The sequence below is a fragment of the Amycolatopsis sp. NPDC000009 genome (assembly GCF_055563465.1).
In genome coordinates this window covers 40,734-54,627 of sequence record NZ_JBVHDI010000001.1, presented here as the reverse complement: position 1 = coordinate 54,627, position 13,894 = coordinate 40,734, and the positions used below count along the sequence as shown (strand labels likewise).

The following is a 13,894-nucleotide window of genomic DNA, read 5'->3' as shown; positions in this document are numbered from 1 at the left end:
GACCTGGGAGTTTCCCGTCGCCCACGGTTCAAACATGACCTCGGTCACCGTTGGGGTACGGCCGCGCGATGCTCGGCGATGTCGCCGAACAGGTCGCCCATCTCCTCGACGCGCTCCAGCACCTGCCCGGCGGTGAACAGCAGGTCCTCGGCCTTGCGGCAGGCTTCGACCTCCTCCCAGGTCACCGGGGTGGAGACGGTCGGGATGGCGCGGCCGCGCAGCGAGTACGGCGCGATGGTGGTCTTGGCGGTGTTGTTCTGGCTCCAGTCGATGAACACGCGACCGGGACGGATGGCCTTGGTCATCCTGGCGACGATGGTCTCCGGTGACCGGCGCGCGAGTTCCTCCGCGACGGCCTTGGCGTACTCGGAGGTGCGTTCGTCCGACCGCGTGCGCACCGGGCAGTACAGCTGCATTCCCTTGTTGCCGCTCGTCTTCGCGTACACCGTGAGACCGTCCCCGATGAGCAGGTCGCTGAGGGTCTCGGCCACCCGGCAGCAGTCGACGACGTCGGCGGGCGGCCCGGGATCGAGATCGAACACCAGCAGATCGGGTGATTTCCGCGCGCCGCGCGGGCCGACCGTCCACTGTGGAATATGCAGTTCCAGCGCGGCGAGATTGGCCGCCCACATCAGCGTCGGCAGGTCGCCGACCACCGGGTAGTCGAGCGTCTCGTCCCCGCCGCGGCGGCCCCGGTTGGTGAGCCGCGCCGTACGCACCCAGTCGGGGGCGTGCCGGGAGACGTTCTTCTCGTAGAACGGTTCCCCGTCGACGCCGTCGGGGAACCGGCGGAACGTGGCGGCGCGGTCACGCAGATGGGGGAGCATGACCGGGGCTATCCGGCGGTAGTAGTCGAGAACCTCGCGTTTGGTGAAACCGTGCGCGGGGTAGAGCACCTTGTCCAGATTGGACAGGCCCAGCCGCCGCCCCTCGACCTCGACCGTTATCCGCTCCTCAGGCACCCTTCGACGATAGATCACCGACGGGGTTTCCGGGGTACCGTGAGGCATGAGCACCGTGCCGGACGCGATCGCCCCGATGCTGGCGACCGACGGCGACCTGCCCACCGGCGGGTGGGGCTACGAATACAAATGGGACGGCTACCGCTGCTGCCTGCGTGTCGCGCGGGACGGCGAGACGCGCCTGACCAGCCGCCGCGGCCTCGACATCACGGCGACGTACCCGGACGTGACCGCTGAGGCGCTCAGCGGTCACGAAGCCGTCCTCGACGGCGAGATAGTCGTCCTCGACGAGCAGGGGCGGCCCAGCTTCCCGCTGTTGCAAACGCGGCATCTGCGCACGCCGGACGCGTCCCTGCTCGAACGCAGCCCAGTGCATTTCTTCGCCTTCGACGTGCTGTTCCTCGATGGTGACACCCTCCTCGACGAGCCTTACGAGGCCAGGCGCGAGGTGCTGACGTCCCTGGGCGCGAGTGGCCGCATCGCCATCCCACCGGGTTACACCGACGACGACATCTCCCCCGATCAGCTGCTCGACGTCGTCCGGCAACACGGGCTCGAAGGCCTGATCGCGAAGAAGCTCGACAGCCGCTACCACCCCGGCAAGCGGACACGCCAATGGATCAAACGGGCGCTGTGGCACACCCAGGAGGTCGTGATCGGCGGCTGGCGCCCCGGCGACGGGCGGCGCTCGGGGACGCTCGGCGCGTTACTGCTGGGCGCGCACGACGAAACCGGCGGCCTTCGGTACATCGGCGACGTCGGGACCGGGTTCAGCGACAAGGTCCTCGAAGACCTGCACGCCCGGCTCACCCCGTTGGAGCGCAAGAAGCCACCGTTCGCTTCGGAGGTCCCGCGCGACCGGGCACGGCGGGTGCACTGGGTGGAGCCCGAACTCGTCGGAGAGGTCGTGCACCGGAACTGGACCCCGGACGGCCGTCTGCGGCACACGACCTGGCGAGGACTGCGGGCGGACAAGACACCCGAGGACGTCAAGATGCCCTCCGCTGGATAAAGCGCAGCAGGTTGCCGGAGGGGTCGAGGAAGGCACAATCGCGGACTCCGCCGGGCCGGTCGATCGGTTCCTGCATCACTTCCGCTCCCGCGGCCTCGATGCGCTCGAAAGTGCCGTCGCAGTCGTCGGTCACGAAGACGAGACGGCTCAGCAAGGCCTTGGACAGCAGATCTTCGATCGCGGACCGGTCCGCCGGCGAGGTACCCCGGTCGGCGCCGGGTGGTTCGAGGACGATCCGCACGTCCGGCTGCGAAGGCGGACCGACACTCACCGGTCCGTCGTGCCACACGGTGAAGCCGAGCACGTCACGGTAGAAGCCGAGCGCGCTGCCGACATCGTGGACGACGAGCGTGCAGGAGGAGAACCTGAGGTCCATGCCGGTCAGACTTCGCTGACTTTGGCGCTGAGAAAGGCGATGTCGCGGTCCCGTAGGCGCTCCGGGTCGGTCTCGATGTCGATCCGGGTGATCTTCCCGTCGCCGAAGCTGAACGTGAAGACGGCCTTCGCCTCGCCGCGATGCGACCAGACGGCCGACGGAACGCCGTCGACCAGGGCGACCCTGGCCGCCTCGGCGCGTCCGGAGAAGAAGGCCGCCACCGCCTGGCCGCCGCGGACCTCGCCGACTACGGCGTCCGGGTCGAGCAGTTCGAGCAGGGCTTCGAAATCCCCGTTCCGGGCAGCGGCCAGGAAGGCGGCGATGACCTCCCGCTTCGGGGATCGCGCGGCGTCGGTCTCGTCGGAGGCGGTCCGCACCCGGCGCCGCGCCCTGCTCGCGAGCTGCCGGGACGCGGCCGGGGAACGACCGAGGACGGTGCCGATCTCGCCGAACGACACGGCGAACACGTCGTGCAGGACGAACGCGAGCCGCTCGGCGGGGGTCAGCCTGTCCAGCACCACCATCAGCGCGACACCGACCGAGTCGGCCAGCAACGCCTCGTCCTCCGGGTCGTCCTTGCCGATGTCCGGCACGGCGGGCTCGGGCGGCAACGCCCCGGCGGACTCCTCCCGCCTGGCGCGGCGGGATTCCAGCATGTTCAGGCACACCCTGGCGACGACCGTGGTCAGCCAGCCCGCCGGATTCTCGATCTCGCCGGTGTCCGCGCGGCTGACCCGCAGCCACGCCTCCTGCACCGCGTCCTCGGCCTCCCCGGGTGAGCCGAGGATCCGGTAGGCCACCGCCCGCAACCGGCTTTGGTGCTCGGCGAATCGCTCGCCCACCCAATCGTGCTCGGCCATCTGTCACATTCCTCCGTCCGGGTCGGTCACTTCGAATGACCGGCGAACCCGTCCCGATGTGACATCGCCGGTTCGACCACCCTTTCGAGTCCACAGGAGAACATCATGAAAGCGCACGTCAGCTCGATCCTGCTCGGTGTCCAGGACCTGGCCAGGTCCAAGGCGTTCTACACCGAGGGGCTCGGCTGGAAGATCAAGGACGACTACGGCGTCTCGGTGTTCTTCGAACCGGACGGCGGCTCGTGGGTCGGCTTCTACGGCCGCGAAGGACTGGCCGGTCAGGTGGGCACGAGCCCCGAAGGCAGCGGGTTCAGCGGGCTGGTCCTCACCTACGTCGTCCGCAGCGAAACCCGCGTCGACGAGATCGTCGCGCAGGCGGAGAAGGCCGGCGCCACGGTCCTGAAACCCGCGGGCGCCCTTTCGTGGGGCGGGTACGGCGGCACCTTCGCGGACCTGGACGGCTATGTCTGGAGCATCAGCTACAGCGCGAAGAGCACGGATCAGCCGTACGCCGAGTGATCACCGCTGTGAGCCTGGCGCCTCGTCTCGCGCGGGGAGCCAGGCTCACCGCTCCCGCCGAGGGACCAGACGTCGTACCGGATCTGTCCCCGCAGCCCGGTGTACACGCGGTCATACCACTCCTTGCACGCCTCGGCCTTGTCGCCGATCGATGGATTCACCTTGTCCTTCAACAGATCCCGGATGTTCTGGAGATCCGGCGACTACTCGTTGCGCACCATCTCGTCGAGACCGTTGGCCGACAGACCGTGTCCTCGGCGTGTCAGCGCCGTGGCGGTCCGGTGTCAGGCCGGTCGGCGATCGTTGCTTTCACAACGAGAGATCACCACCACCGAGGAGTTCGAGATGTCTGCTTTCCCCACGCCGGAGCCGATCACCGCCACGCTGACCATCGCCGGTGCCCGGGTGCGCGTCGCCGCGAGCGAGCGCCCGGACACGGTGGTGCTGGTCGAGCCGATCGACGCCGCGAGCAAGTCCGACGCGAAGGTCGCCGCGAACACCAAGGTCGGCTTCGACGACGGGAAACTGTCGATCGAGACGAAGAAGGCGGGCGGCAAGAACGGCTCGGTCGCCATCACCATCGAGGTGCCCACCGGTTCGCGGCTGGTCCTGAACACGGCCTGGTCGGACGTGAACGCCGAAGGAAAGTTCGGCGACTGCGCACTGGAAATGTCGTCGGGTCAGGTCCGGATCGACCACGTCACGGCGGTACGAGGCAACCTCTCGGCCGGTGACGTCGCGATCGGGCACGTCGCCGGGACCGCGGACCTCGAAGGCGGCTCGGCCGGGGTGCGGATCGGCGAGGCCGTCGGCGTCGTCAAGTACTCGGGTGCGACCGGGAAGGTCTGGATCGGCCACGCCCGGTCCGACGTCGACCTCTCCGGTGCGAGCGGGAGTTTCGACATCGACCGCGCCGACGGTGACGTCGTCGCACAGGCCGCCAACTGCCCGATTCGCGTCGGACGGCTGTCGCGCGGTTCCGCCGAGCTGGCGAACGCGTCCGGCGGCATCGAGGTCGGCGTCGACGCGGACGCCGCGTCGGTGGATGCCAAGAGCACCAAGGGATCCGTGCGCAACTCCGTCGCCGCGGGTGGAAGCGTCAAGGTCCACGCCCGCACGCGGCTCGACGACATCGTGATCCACCGCGCCGCGTGACCCGGGGTTTGGGGGTGGTCGCAATTAGTCGGCTAATTGCGACCACCTTCGCGCTACTTAGCTCTTTAAGGGCGCTTCGCTGCTTTAAGACTGCTTCGCCGTTGCCGTTTTTCGGCAATTTTCCCCGTTGGGCCGTTCGAGCTAGCGCAGGTGTTCGATTCGAAGTAACGTCGGTGTCGTGGCCAGCAACGATGCACCCCAGAGGACGTCCACCGAGTGGTGGCGCGCCGACACCGCGACGTTGCATGCCCGCAAACAGGAACTGGAAGTCCTGAAACGTCGAGCGGATGCGGAGCAGAATGCGATCCTCGCGGAAATCAATCGTCGCGGGGTGCGCGGATGTTCGGGTCATTCGACGTTGGCGGGGCTGATTGTCGAGGACTTCCTGGTGTCGCACAAGGAAGCCGGCGCTCGTGCCGACCGGGTGCTGGCGCTGCATCCCGGCCCAGCCATCGGCGGGGACCCCGAACCACCGCTGGCACCCCTGACAGCTGAAGCCGCCGCGGACGGCGCGATCGGCGGGTCACAGATCGACGCGATCATCAAGACGCTCGCCCGGATCCCGTCCAGCGTGCCGGAGGAGGAGGTGCGGGCCGGGGAGAAGATCCTGGTCGCACTGGCTCGCCACGCCGGACCCCGCCAGATCATGCGCGCCGGGCGCCGCCTGCTGGACGAACTCGACCCCGACGGGAAAGAACCCCGCAACGAAGACCCCAAAGACACCCGCCCGGAGTTGCGGTTCGTCAAGCACCGCGACGGCACCCTCGGTCTCAAAGCCCGCCTCGATCTGGAAACCTACGCCCGCCTGAAATCCGACCTGGATCCGATGGCCAAACCCCACAAAGCCATCGATCCCCAGATGTTTCCGCAGCCGTTCCATGTCGGCGACGAGATGATCCGTCGTGTTGTGGCGGAGGCCGGTCGCCGGGTCGCTCGCGTGCGGGATGCTGCGGCCGCAGCCGCGTTGATCGAACAGCACGGCACGATAGCGGGCCGGGTCGAACATGCGCCGCATTCCGGGCGTACGGCCCTGCCCCGGGCCGCCGTGCAGCATGACCGCCGGCTTCCCGGCCGGATTCCCGCAGGTCTCCCAGTAGACGAGATTGCCGTCACCTACATCGAGCAGTCCCCTGTCGTACGGCTCGGCCGGTGGATGCAGATCGATCATGCGCCAAGGCTAGACCGTCAGTGAGGCCACGAAACACTTTCGCCGCAACGAAGTTCAGCACACCGGCCCTTTCCTCGCCGCGCCCGAAGGGGCAGATTCAGTGACACCGGCGAAAACCACGGAACGGGGAACCATGTTCACCCTTGGTGTGGAAGAAGAGTTCGTCCTGCTCGACCCGGTGGACGGCTCGGTCGCGTTGCGAGCCCCCGAACTTCTCGAAAGTCTCCCTCCCGGGCCGGACGTCACCGGTGAGCTGATGCGGTTCCAGATCGAGACCGCGACCGGCGTCTGCCGCGGCCTGGACGAGGTTCGCTCGGAACTGACGCGGCTGCGGCAGATCGTCGCGACGGCGGCGCGGACCGACGGTTGCCTGATGGCGGCGACGGGAATCCCGCCCGGCGGCCTGCGGGGAGACACGCTCACGCCCGAGCCCCGGTACCGGCGGATGGCACAGGCGTTCCCGGACCTGATCGGCGAGGCTGGGACGTGCGCCTGCCATGTGCACGTCGGGCTGCCGTCGCGGGATCTGGGCGCACGGGTTCTCTCCGCGCTGCGGCCGTGGCTCGCGCCGTTGCTGGCACTCAGTGTCAACTCCCCGGTCGAGAACGGCGCCGACTCCGGATGGTCGAGCAGGCGCTTCCCGCTCTGGGACCGGTGGCCGACGGCCCGGCCGCCCGACGAATGGTCCGGCGCGGCCGCGTACGACCGGAGCATCGGGGAGGCCGTGCGTCACGGCGCCGCCCTCGACGCGGCGGGGGTGTACTTCTACGCCCGTCTTTCCCCTCGGTATCCCACGGTCGAGGTCCGGATCGCCGACGTCTGCCTGTCCGTCGACGACGCGGTACTGCTCGCCGCCCTGGTGCGCGGGCTGGTCGCGACCTGCGCGGCGACGACGCGACCGCCGCGCGCCCGCGGCACCCGGATCGGCGCGGCCTTGACGGCGGCCGCGCGCCGGGGACTGGACGGGCCGGGCGTCGACGTCTTCACCGGCGGGGAGGCCGATCAGCGCGATCTGCTCGGCGAACTCGTCGAATTCGTCCGGCCCGCGCTCCGGGCTGCGGGTGACGAGGAGGACGTCGAACGGGGGTTGGACGCGCTGTTCGAGCACGGTACCGGCGCGGTCCGGCAACGCCGGCTGCTCGCGGAAGCGGCTTCCCCCGGCGAGTTCGCCGCGGAGCTCGCCCACGCCACGATGACCGTCCCGGCCAGGTGAGGCACCCCGGCGTCACAGCCAGCCGGACTCCCTGGCGATCCGCACCGCGTCGACCCGGTTACGGGCGCTGAGCTTCGAAACGATCGTCGTCAGGTAGTTCCGCACGGTACCGGCGGACAGGAACAGCTCGGCGGCGATCTCGGTCGGGTCGGAGCCGACCGACGCCAGCCGGAGCACCTCGATCTCGCGGGTGGTGAGCGGGCAGTCCTCGCTGTCCCAGGCGGCGAGCGCCAGATCGCCGTCGACGACGCGCCGTCCGGCGGCGACCCCGCGGACCGCGTTGGCGAGCCGGTCGGCGGGCGCGTCCTTGCGCAGGAAGCCGTTGACCTTCGCGGCCAGCGCCCGCCGCAGGGTCCCGGGGCTGCCGAGCGAGGTGAGGATCAGCGTGCGGACCCCGGGAAGCCGCTCGTGCAGCTCGGCGGCCGCGGTGAGGCCGTCCTTGCCGGGCAGGTCGATGTCGATGAGCGCGACGTCGGGGCGCGTGGACTGGGCGAGCGGGAGGATCTCGTCACCGCTCGCGCATTCGGCGACGACCTCGATGTCGGCTTCCAAGCCGAGCAGCGCGACCAGTGCCCCCCGGACAATGTGCATGTCCTCGGCCACCAGGACCTTGATCATCGACCCCATCTGCCTTTCCGCCCGCGTCGCTCCCCCGAGCCGACGATACTATCCTCACATACCCGTTCCGCGAAATGGAAACCGGCCCTTGACCACCGAGGGGCGCGCGGTCAAGAGCCGGTTCTGTGTTGTCGCGGGAATACGTTCTTCGCACCACGCCAACACGGTCGGGGTGGTTCCGACGTGAATGCGCTACCAGGAATTCTGCGGCCGCCCGCCGCGGGGATCCAGTGCGCGCACCATTGCCGGACCGTGGTTTTCGCATGGTCGGGGCGCGCTCCGGGCGACCGTGAATTTTTCACGTCGCCGCGCACATGAATTCATACCGGGCGATGAATCAAGCACTTCAGGAGTAGCGGTGGCGAACAGTAGTGTCGGAAACCGCAAACATCCCAGAAATCCTCGAGCGAAAGGACGGCACAATGGATGAGACTGTCCGGCGAGCCGTGGAGCGAGCCATTGGGGCCATGCACGAGAAACTGGGCGAAGAGCTCACTATCGACGACATCGCCCGCGCCGCGACCTTCAGTAAATTCCATTTCAGCAGGGTGTTCCAGCAGGCCACCGGCGTCTCTCCGGGCCGGTTCCTGTCCGCGCTGCGGCTCGACGAGGCCAAACGCCTGCTGCTGACGACCTCGATCTCGGTCGCCGACATCAGCCACCGCGTGGGCTACAACGGTGTCGGCACCTTCAGCACCCGGTTCAGCAACCGCGTGGGCCTCTCGCCCTCCGCGTACCGCCGGCAGGGTGGTTTCCAGCACCGCCTGGCGGGTGAACCCCTTCCCGGCGCGAAGCCGGCGATGGTCCGCGGTTTCGTGTCCGCGCCGCCGGAGATCTCACCCGGTCTCGTGTTCGTCGGTCTCTTCCCGACCCGGATCCCCGAGGGCGCGCCCGTGCGGCACACGGTCATCGACGTCCCCGGCCCCTATCAGCTGACCGACGTCCCCGAAGGCACCTGGCACCTCGTCGCGCACTGCGTGACCGGGCCGCTCACGCGCCGCGGCACCGGGCTCACCGGGCACCACGGGCCGATCACCGTCGAGCCGGGCGTCACCGCGCGGCTGGCTGACCTGCGGGTGCGCCCCAAGCGCCTGTTCGACCCGCCGGTCCTGCTCGCGCTCCCCGATCTGCGGCACCGGCCGGAGCCGGTCAGGCGGGCGGCCTGACCCGCTCCCGCGTGTCAGGAAAGGGCCATTCAAGACGCCGGACGTCTTGAACGGCCCTTTCCTGACATCCAGGGGCCTCAGGCGGCCAGGCGACCCGCCGAAGGGGCGAGACCGTCCCGGATGTTCTGCCGCCACCGCTCGTACGCGGGCGTCCCGTCCTCGGCGTCCTCGGTGACCTCGGTCGAGTCGGCCAGGTCGACGGCCTCCTCGATGCTCAGCCCGGCGAGGGTCCGCGCGGCGAGCCGCGTATGCGGCGGGACGAACGACGAGAACGTCCTCGCCTTCACCGCGAACACGACGCCGAGACCGAGTTCGTCCTGATGCTCCCCCGCCGATGCGCGCAGCCTCTCCAACCCGGCCTGATCGCAGCCCCCCGCGAAGGTCGAGGCCAGCCCGACGCCGCTCCACAGGTCCGGGCGGCGTCCGGCGGGGAAACGGTTCACCGCCTCGGCGACCTTCACCGGATCGCCGCCGTTGATGAACCACAACGCCCGGCCGATGCCCTGGTCGCAGGCGCGAGGGAAGTACGCGGGGGCGCCCGCCCACGGGTACGGCTTGGGCACGAACTGCTCGCCGACCCACTTGCCCGTGTCGAAGTAGGCACGGTCGAAGGCGTAGCCGTCGACGGCCAGCCAGCTCATCGTCGGGTGGAACGGGACGCCGTCGAGCTCCGGCAGCACCTTCTTCCACAGCGGCCGGGGCAGGCGGGCCATCGCGAACCCGATGCCGATGTAGGTCAGGAACACGTGCGGGAGCCCGGGACCGCTCATCAGTTCGGCCGTGCGGTCCTTCCGGCCGCCGGGCATGACGTCGAGGATGGTGAACGCCATCGCCGCGCCCTCGTAGGCGAATCCGCGCATCTCGGGCTCGACCATGTCCAGCCGCCGTTCGGCCTCCCACAGCGCCGGCGCGTCGATCCCCCATTCGAACCCGCACACCACCGACTGCGGGATCGACTCCAGGCGGGCGGTCGCCGGTGTCGGCGGCACTCCGAAGCCGCGCCCCTCGAAACCGACCGAAGCCAGCGAAGGCGCGAACAGCACCTTACGCAGAGCACCCAGCAATGAGCTCATCACATACGTCCTTTGTGGATAGTGGCGAATTCGCGCACGAACCGGCTCGTGCCGAGGACACCACGCCGCGGTCTTCCTCCGCTCGACGCCCGATCGAGACCGGCGCCGGTACCGCCGAACAGGCCATCCGGACTCCCGCGAAGAGAGCCGGGTTCACCCGTTCGCCGGGCGAATTCACCGGAATGGAAAGTACTCAACAGGAAATGAAAAGCAGCCGGGACGCCATTTTTGCCAACTCCTCACGTGACGGTGGGTAATCGATCGCTCGCAGTTTCACCACCTTCGAAGCCGCGCCATCGTCGCAGCTCACCAGAGGAGCGGTCAGGCCGAAACTGCCGCCGGAAAATGCGCAACCTTGTATCGTGCGAATCAGATTCACTCTTACGGGTTTCCTGGGTACACTGAGAGTTACCGTCTTTCTGGGGAAGAGGAGGTCGGAGTGATCCGAGTCCTGTTGGCCGAGGACATGCACCTGGTCCGCGGCGCTTTGGTGGCCCTGCTGAACCTCGAACGAGACATCGAAGTAGTCGCGGAGGTGGGTTCCGGCGACAAGATCCTCCCGATGGCGGCGGAGTACCTGCCGGACGTCGCGATCATCGACATCGATCTGCCCGCCAAAGACGGGCTCACCGCCGCTTCCGAACTCTGCCAGCAACTTCCGGACATCCGCACCTTGATCCTCACGTCGCTCGGCCGTCCGGGCACCGTGCGCCGCGCGCTCGACGCGAAGGTCAACGGCTTCCTGCTCAAGGACGCGCCCGCCGACAAACTCGCCAACGCCGTCCGCTCGGTCGCCACCGGCCGCCGGGTCATCGACAGCGAACTCGCTTTGTCCGCTTGGGAAACCGAGGACTGCCCGCTGACCCCGCGGGAGGTCGAGATCCTCCGCCTCGCCGCGAACGGGCGCACGGTCGCCGACATCGCGGCGGAACTGTTCCTGTCACCGGGAACCGTCCGGAACTACCTCGCCACCGTGGTGACGAAACTCAACGCCCGCAACCGGGTGGACGCCATCCGCATCGCCCGCGATTCGGACTGGCTCTGACCCGGTTCGCGTCTTCTCTTTTGCCACAACCTGTTCAGCGCCCCAAGTCGTGACGATCGCATACGGGGCAAAGAAAAAATCACGGTTCGTCGTGTGTTTCCGGCACTGTTCCGAAGGTTCCGCCTCTGTCACCGTCATTGAGGGGGAGTCCGGAGGGGCAGGGGATGCACGCGATGACGATCGAACCGGGTGACACGGCCGCCTCGGCCGATGTGCCACACGGCGTGCGCGCGCGGCTCCTCGGCCCGCTCGAACTGCACATCGACGCCGCCGATCGCGCGCCGAGCACCCCGAAACTCCTGCAACTGCTGGCGATGCTGCTCATCCGCCCCGGCAGGACGGTCCACGTCGACTCCCTCGTGCACGAGCTGTGGAACGAAGCCCCGCCCCGCAGTGCCCGCCGGGCCTTGCACACCTACGTCCACCACCTGCGCCGTCACCTCGATCCCGGCGGTACCGGCGATCTGCTGGTCACCAGCCCACCCGGCTACCGGCTCGAGATCGACGCGGGTGTGGTCGACGTGGCGGAATTCCAGCGGCTCCACCGGCTCGGCCGTGAACTGCTCGAAGCAGGCGACGACGCGCCGGCCGCGCACGCCTTCCGTACCGCACTGGACCTGTGGTCCGGTCCCCCGCTGGCGAACATCCACTGTGGACCGACCCTCGCCGCCTACACCGTCTATCTGCTGGAGCAGCGGCGCGATGCCCGTGACCTGTGGATCGAGGCCGAGATCCGCGCCGGCAGGCACCGGGAGATGCTCGGCGTCCTGCGGTCGCTGACCACCGCGGACCCGTTCGACGAAACCCTGCACGCCCACCTGATCCGCGCACTGGGGCTCAGCGGACGGCGCAGCGACGCCCTGGCGTCCTACGAATGGCTGCGCTCCAGGCTCGAGGACGAACTGGGGGTGAAACCCGGCGCCGAACTGCGAGAGCTGCACCGCGAACTGCTTTCCGAGGGACACCCGGTCCGCTGACCGAGCACCACCGCCACCACCAGATCCAGGAATATGAGGAGTCAAGCATGACCGCTCGCACCTATGGCCAGTTCTGCGGCCTCGCCCGCGCCCTCGAGATCATCGGGGAACGCTGGTCCCTGCTCGTGATCCGTGACCTGGTGCTCGGCCCGAAACGGTTCGACGAGCTACAACAGGGCCTGCCGAAGATCCCGATGAGCATCCTGTCGACCCGGCTCAACGAGCTGGAGCGGCACGGTGTCGTCCAGCGCCGGGTGCTCTCGCAGCTCGACGCCGGGGTGGTCTACGAGCTGACCGAGTACGGCAACGACCTCGACCAGATCGTGCTGCAGCTGGGCCTGTGGGGCGCCCGTTCGCTCGGCGACCCGACGGCGGACGACCTGTTCACCCTCGACTCGGCCGTCCTCTCGCTGTACACCACGTTCCAGCCGGACGCGGCTCGCGGCGTCCACTGCGCGTTCGAAATGCACTACGGCGGCGAGATGGTCATCCACGCGGTGGTCGAGGACGGCGCGCTGACCGCGGGCGAGGGCCCGCACCCGGACCCGGACCTCGTCATCGAGCCGCGCGGCCCGGTCATGCTGAAGCTGCTGAACGGCGAGATGGACGCCGCGAGCGCGCTCACCAGCGGCGCCGTGGCCGTCAAGGGCGATCCGGAGAAGCTGGAGCTGTTCACCCGGATGTTCCACATCCCCTCGGCCCCGGCGAAGTCCGAAGGGCTCGTCTCGCACTGAGGACGTTTCCAGCGGCGGGGCCGGGGCACCGGTCCCGCCGTTTCCTATTCGAACCGCGAGGTGTCGCCGGCGCCCCGCCGCACGATCTCCGGTTCCCCGGACGAGAAGTCGATGACCGTGGTGGGTTCGACCCCGCACTCACCGGAGTCGATCACGGCGTCCACCACGTGCTCCAGATGTTCCTTGATGTCCCAGCCCTGGGTCATCGGCTCTTCCTGGTCGGGCAGCAGCAGCGTGCTCGACAGCAGCGGCTCGCCGAGTTCGCCCAGCAGTGCCTGGGTGACCACGTGGTCCGGGATGCGCACGCCGACGGTCTTCTTCTTGGCGTGCAGCAGACGGCGCGGAACCTCCTTGGTGGCCGGGAGGATGAACGTGTAGCTGCCGGGCGTGGACGCCTTGACCGCGCGGAAGACCGCGTTGTCCACGTGCACGAACTGGCCCAGCTGAGCGAAATCCTGGCAGACCAGGGTGAAATGATGGCGGTCGTCGAGCTTGCGGATGCTCCGGATGCGGTCGATGCCCTGTTTGTTTCCCAGCTGGCAGCCGAGAGCGAAGCAGGAGTCCGTCGGATATGCGATGAGCCCGTCTTCGCGCAGGATGCCGACGACCTGTCCGATCGCGCGCCGTTGCGGATTTTCCGGATGTACGTCGAAATACCTGGCCATGCGCAGAGCTTAAGGCCACCGGTTCCCTTCCGCCCGGGAGGGCGCCGCGTACACAGTGGATCTCCCCGGCGCCCTTCTCCGGCTCCGGCGTCTTCCATAATGGCATGTTCCGCGATGAACCCGGTGGTGCGAACAGCCCACACCCGTGCGGGTGAACGCCGGATTTTTCCCGTCCCAGCAGGGAAAGCGTCTCCCTGTTCGCCGTACTTCCGTTGTCCGAAGGGACCAACCCGGCTAACGAAGATGAGCTATGATCCGAATCATAGCGATGGAAGGCCGTAGGACGGCCCGGGCCGTCGCGAGGGGGAACGCGACCAGATCGAGCCGTCTTCTGTTATCACTGGGGTGCCT

15 protein-coding genes and 2 pseudogenes are annotated in these 13,894 nt (G+C 68.5%); 9 read left to right on the top strand and 8 right to left on the bottom strand.

Going from position 1 to position 13,894, the window contains the following annotated elements:
* Window positions 1–44 precede the first annotated feature (44 nt).
* On the bottom strand, window positions 45–962 hold the full coding sequence (ligD, locus tag ACZ3HL_RS00280) for a non-homologous end-joining DNA ligase (RefSeq protein ID WP_465416674.1): 918 nt from the start codon (window positions 960–962) through the stop codon (window positions 45–47).
* Between the two features lie 46 nt (window positions 963–1,008).
* Between ligD (ACZ3HL_RS00280) and ligD (ACZ3HL_RS00275) the strand changes: the two genes are divergently transcribed.
* Window positions 1,009–1,974, top strand: coding sequence for a non-homologous end-joining DNA ligase (gene ligD, locus ACZ3HL_RS00275; protein ID WP_465527710.1), 966 nt, complete (start codon window positions 1,009–1,011; stop codon window positions 1,972–1,974).
* Here ligD (ACZ3HL_RS00275) and ACZ3HL_RS00270 read toward each other — a convergent pair.
* Window positions 1,952–2,350 carry a VOC family protein gene (locus ACZ3HL_RS00270; protein WP_465527708.1) on the bottom strand — a complete coding sequence of 133 codons (399 nt, stop codon included), beginning with the start codon at window positions 2,348–2,350 and terminating at the stop codon, window positions 1,952–1,954. The genes ligD (ACZ3HL_RS00275) and ACZ3HL_RS00270 overlap by 23 nt on opposite strands.
* A 5-nt stretch (window positions 2,351–2,355) precedes the next feature.
* Window positions 2,356–3,210 (bottom strand): sigma-70 family RNA polymerase sigma factor, encoded by an 855-nt coding sequence (locus tag ACZ3HL_RS00265; RefSeq protein ID WP_465527706.1) that lies wholly within the window; start codon window positions 3,208–3,210, stop codon window positions 2,356–2,358.
* A gap of 105 nt (window positions 3,211–3,315) precedes the next feature.
* Between ACZ3HL_RS00265 and ACZ3HL_RS00260 the strand changes: the two genes are divergently transcribed.
* Window positions 3,316–3,729: a VOC family protein gene (locus ACZ3HL_RS00260; protein ID WP_465527704.1), complete on the top strand. Its 414-nt coding sequence runs from the start codon at window positions 3,316–3,318 to the stop codon at window positions 3,727–3,729.
* Here the strand turns inward: ACZ3HL_RS00260 and ACZ3HL_RS00255 are convergent.
* Complete coding sequence (locus ACZ3HL_RS00255) at window positions 3,711–3,890, bottom strand: hypothetical protein (protein ID WP_465527702.1); 180 nt, start codon at window positions 3,888–3,890, stop codon at window positions 3,711–3,713. The genes ACZ3HL_RS00260 and ACZ3HL_RS00255 overlap by 19 nt on opposite strands.
* Before the next feature lie 184 nt (window positions 3,891–4,074).
* On the opposite strand from ACZ3HL_RS00255, the gene ACZ3HL_RS00250 reads away from it, so the two are divergent.
* Together ACZ3HL_RS00250 and ACZ3HL_RS00245 are read left to right on the top strand one after the other, a co-directional pair.
* Window positions 4,075–4,884: a DUF4097 family beta strand repeat-containing protein gene (locus tag ACZ3HL_RS00250; RefSeq protein ID WP_465527700.1), complete on the top strand. Its 810-nt coding sequence runs from the start codon at window positions 4,075–4,077 to the stop codon at window positions 4,882–4,884.
* A 178-nt stretch (window positions 4,885–5,062) separates the two neighbouring features.
* A pseudogene (locus ACZ3HL_RS00245) lies at window positions 5,063–5,737 on the top strand (DUF222 domain-containing protein); the annotation flags it as partial.
* A gap of 33 nt (window positions 5,738–5,770) precedes the next feature.
* Here ACZ3HL_RS00245 and ACZ3HL_RS00240 read toward each other — a convergent pair.
* Window positions 5,771–5,890 (bottom strand): annotated as a pseudogene (locus ACZ3HL_RS00240) (prolyl aminopeptidase); the annotation flags it as partial.
* A gap of 295 nt (window positions 5,891–6,185) precedes the next feature.
* Between ACZ3HL_RS00240 and ACZ3HL_RS00235 the strand changes: the two are divergent.
* Window positions 6,186–7,265 carry a carboxylate-amine ligase gene (locus ACZ3HL_RS00235; RefSeq protein WP_465527698.1) on the top strand — a complete coding sequence of 360 codons (1,080 nt, stop codon included), beginning with the start codon at window positions 6,186–6,188 and terminating at the stop codon, window positions 7,263–7,265.
* A gap of 12 nt (window positions 7,266–7,277) precedes the next feature.
* Here the strand turns inward: ACZ3HL_RS00235 and ACZ3HL_RS00230 are convergent, their stop codons facing one another.
* Window positions 7,278–7,883 (bottom strand): response regulator transcription factor, encoded by a 606-nt coding sequence (locus tag ACZ3HL_RS00230; protein ID WP_126730009.1) that lies wholly within the window; start codon window positions 7,881–7,883, stop codon window positions 7,278–7,280.
* Between the two features lie 467 nt (window positions 7,884–8,350).
* Here ACZ3HL_RS00230 and ACZ3HL_RS00225 point away from each other — a divergent pair, with 467 nt between their 5' ends.
* A complete protein-coding gene (locus ACZ3HL_RS00225; protein ID WP_219154028.1) occupies window positions 8,351–9,049 on the top strand; it encodes an AraC family transcriptional regulator in 699 nt (232 codons plus the stop codon).
* Between the two features lie 77 nt (window positions 9,050–9,126).
* On the opposite strand, the gene ACZ3HL_RS00220 is transcribed toward ACZ3HL_RS00225, so the two are convergent.
* Window positions 9,127–10,122, bottom strand: a complete 996-nt coding sequence (locus ACZ3HL_RS00220; protein WP_465422186.1) for a DUF1702 family protein — start codon at window positions 10,120–10,122, stop codon at window positions 9,127–9,129.
* A gap of 439 nt (window positions 10,123–10,561) precedes the next feature.
* Between ACZ3HL_RS00220 and ACZ3HL_RS00215 the strand changes: the two genes are divergently transcribed.
* The 3 genes from ACZ3HL_RS00215 to ACZ3HL_RS00205 all read left to right on the top strand — a co-directional run bounded on the left by ACZ3HL_RS00215 (window position 10,562) and on the right by ACZ3HL_RS00205 (window position 12,878).
* Window positions 10,562–11,167, top strand: coding sequence for a response regulator transcription factor (locus tag ACZ3HL_RS00215; RefSeq protein WP_465422187.1), 606 nt, complete (start codon window positions 10,562–10,564; stop codon window positions 11,165–11,167).
* A 164-nt stretch (window positions 11,168–11,331) separates the two neighbouring features.
* Window positions 11,332–12,144 (top strand): AfsR/SARP family transcriptional regulator, encoded by an 813-nt coding sequence (locus ACZ3HL_RS00210; protein WP_465527697.1) that lies wholly within the window; start codon window positions 11,332–11,334, stop codon window positions 12,142–12,144.
* Window positions 12,145–12,191: 47 nt separating this feature from the next.
* The gene (locus ACZ3HL_RS00205; protein WP_465527695.1) at window positions 12,192–12,878 is read left to right on the top strand and encodes a winged helix-turn-helix transcriptional regulator; all 687 of its coding nucleotides are present in this window, start codon (window positions 12,192–12,194) and stop codon (window positions 12,876–12,878) included.
* Between the two features lie 44 nt (window positions 12,879–12,922).
* On the opposite strand, the gene ACZ3HL_RS00200 is transcribed toward ACZ3HL_RS00205, so the two are convergent.
* Entirely contained in the window at window positions 12,923–13,543 is a 621-nt protein-coding gene (locus ACZ3HL_RS00200) for an L-threonylcarbamoyladenylate synthase (RefSeq protein WP_465422189.1), read from the bottom strand.
* Window positions 13,544–13,894 lie beyond the last annotated feature (351 nt).

Excerpts from the sequence above, each read along its gene's own strand:
- ligD (WP_465527710.1), top strand. The coding sequence starts at position 1,009 with ATGAGCACCGTGCCGGACGCGATCGCCCCGATGCTGGCGACCGACGGC.
- ACZ3HL_RS00270 (WP_465527708.1), bottom strand. The coding sequence starts at position 2,350 with ATGGACCTCAGGTTCTCCTCCTGCACGCTCGTCGTCCACGATGTCGGC.
- ACZ3HL_RS00265 (WP_465527706.1), bottom strand. The coding sequence starts at position 3,210 with ATGGCCGAGCACGATTGGGTGGGCGAGCGATTCGCCGAGCACCAAAGC.
- ACZ3HL_RS00260 (WP_465527704.1), top strand. The coding sequence starts at position 3,316 with ATGAAAGCGCACGTCAGCTCGATCCTGCTCGGTGTCCAGGACCTGGCC.
- ACZ3HL_RS00250 (WP_465527700.1), top strand. The coding sequence starts at position 4,075 with ATGTCTGCTTTCCCCACGCCGGAGCCGATCACCGCCACGCTGACCATC.
- ACZ3HL_RS00235 (WP_465527698.1), top strand. The coding sequence starts at position 6,186 with ATGTTCACCCTTGGTGTGGAAGAAGAGTTCGTCCTGCTCGACCCGGTG.
- ACZ3HL_RS00230 (WP_126730009.1), bottom strand. The coding sequence starts at position 7,883 with ATGATCAAGGTCCTGGTGGCCGAGGACATGCACATTGTCCGGGGGGCA.
- ACZ3HL_RS00225 (WP_219154028.1), top strand. The coding sequence starts at position 8,351 with ATGCACGAGAAACTGGGCGAAGAGCTCACTATCGACGACATCGCCCGC.
- ACZ3HL_RS00220 (WP_465422186.1), bottom strand. The coding sequence starts at position 10,122 with ATGAGCTCATTGCTGGGTGCTCTGCGTAAGGTGCTGTTCGCGCCTTCG.
- ACZ3HL_RS00210 (WP_465527697.1), top strand. The coding sequence starts at position 11,332 with ATGCACGCGATGACGATCGAACCGGGTGACACGGCCGCCTCGGCCGAT.
- ACZ3HL_RS00205 (WP_465527695.1), top strand. The coding sequence starts at position 12,192 with ATGACCGCTCGCACCTATGGCCAGTTCTGCGGCCTCGCCCGCGCCCTC.
- ACZ3HL_RS00200 (WP_465422189.1), bottom strand. The coding sequence starts at position 13,543 with ATGGCCAGGTATTTCGACGTACATCCGGAAAATCCGCAACGGCGCGCG.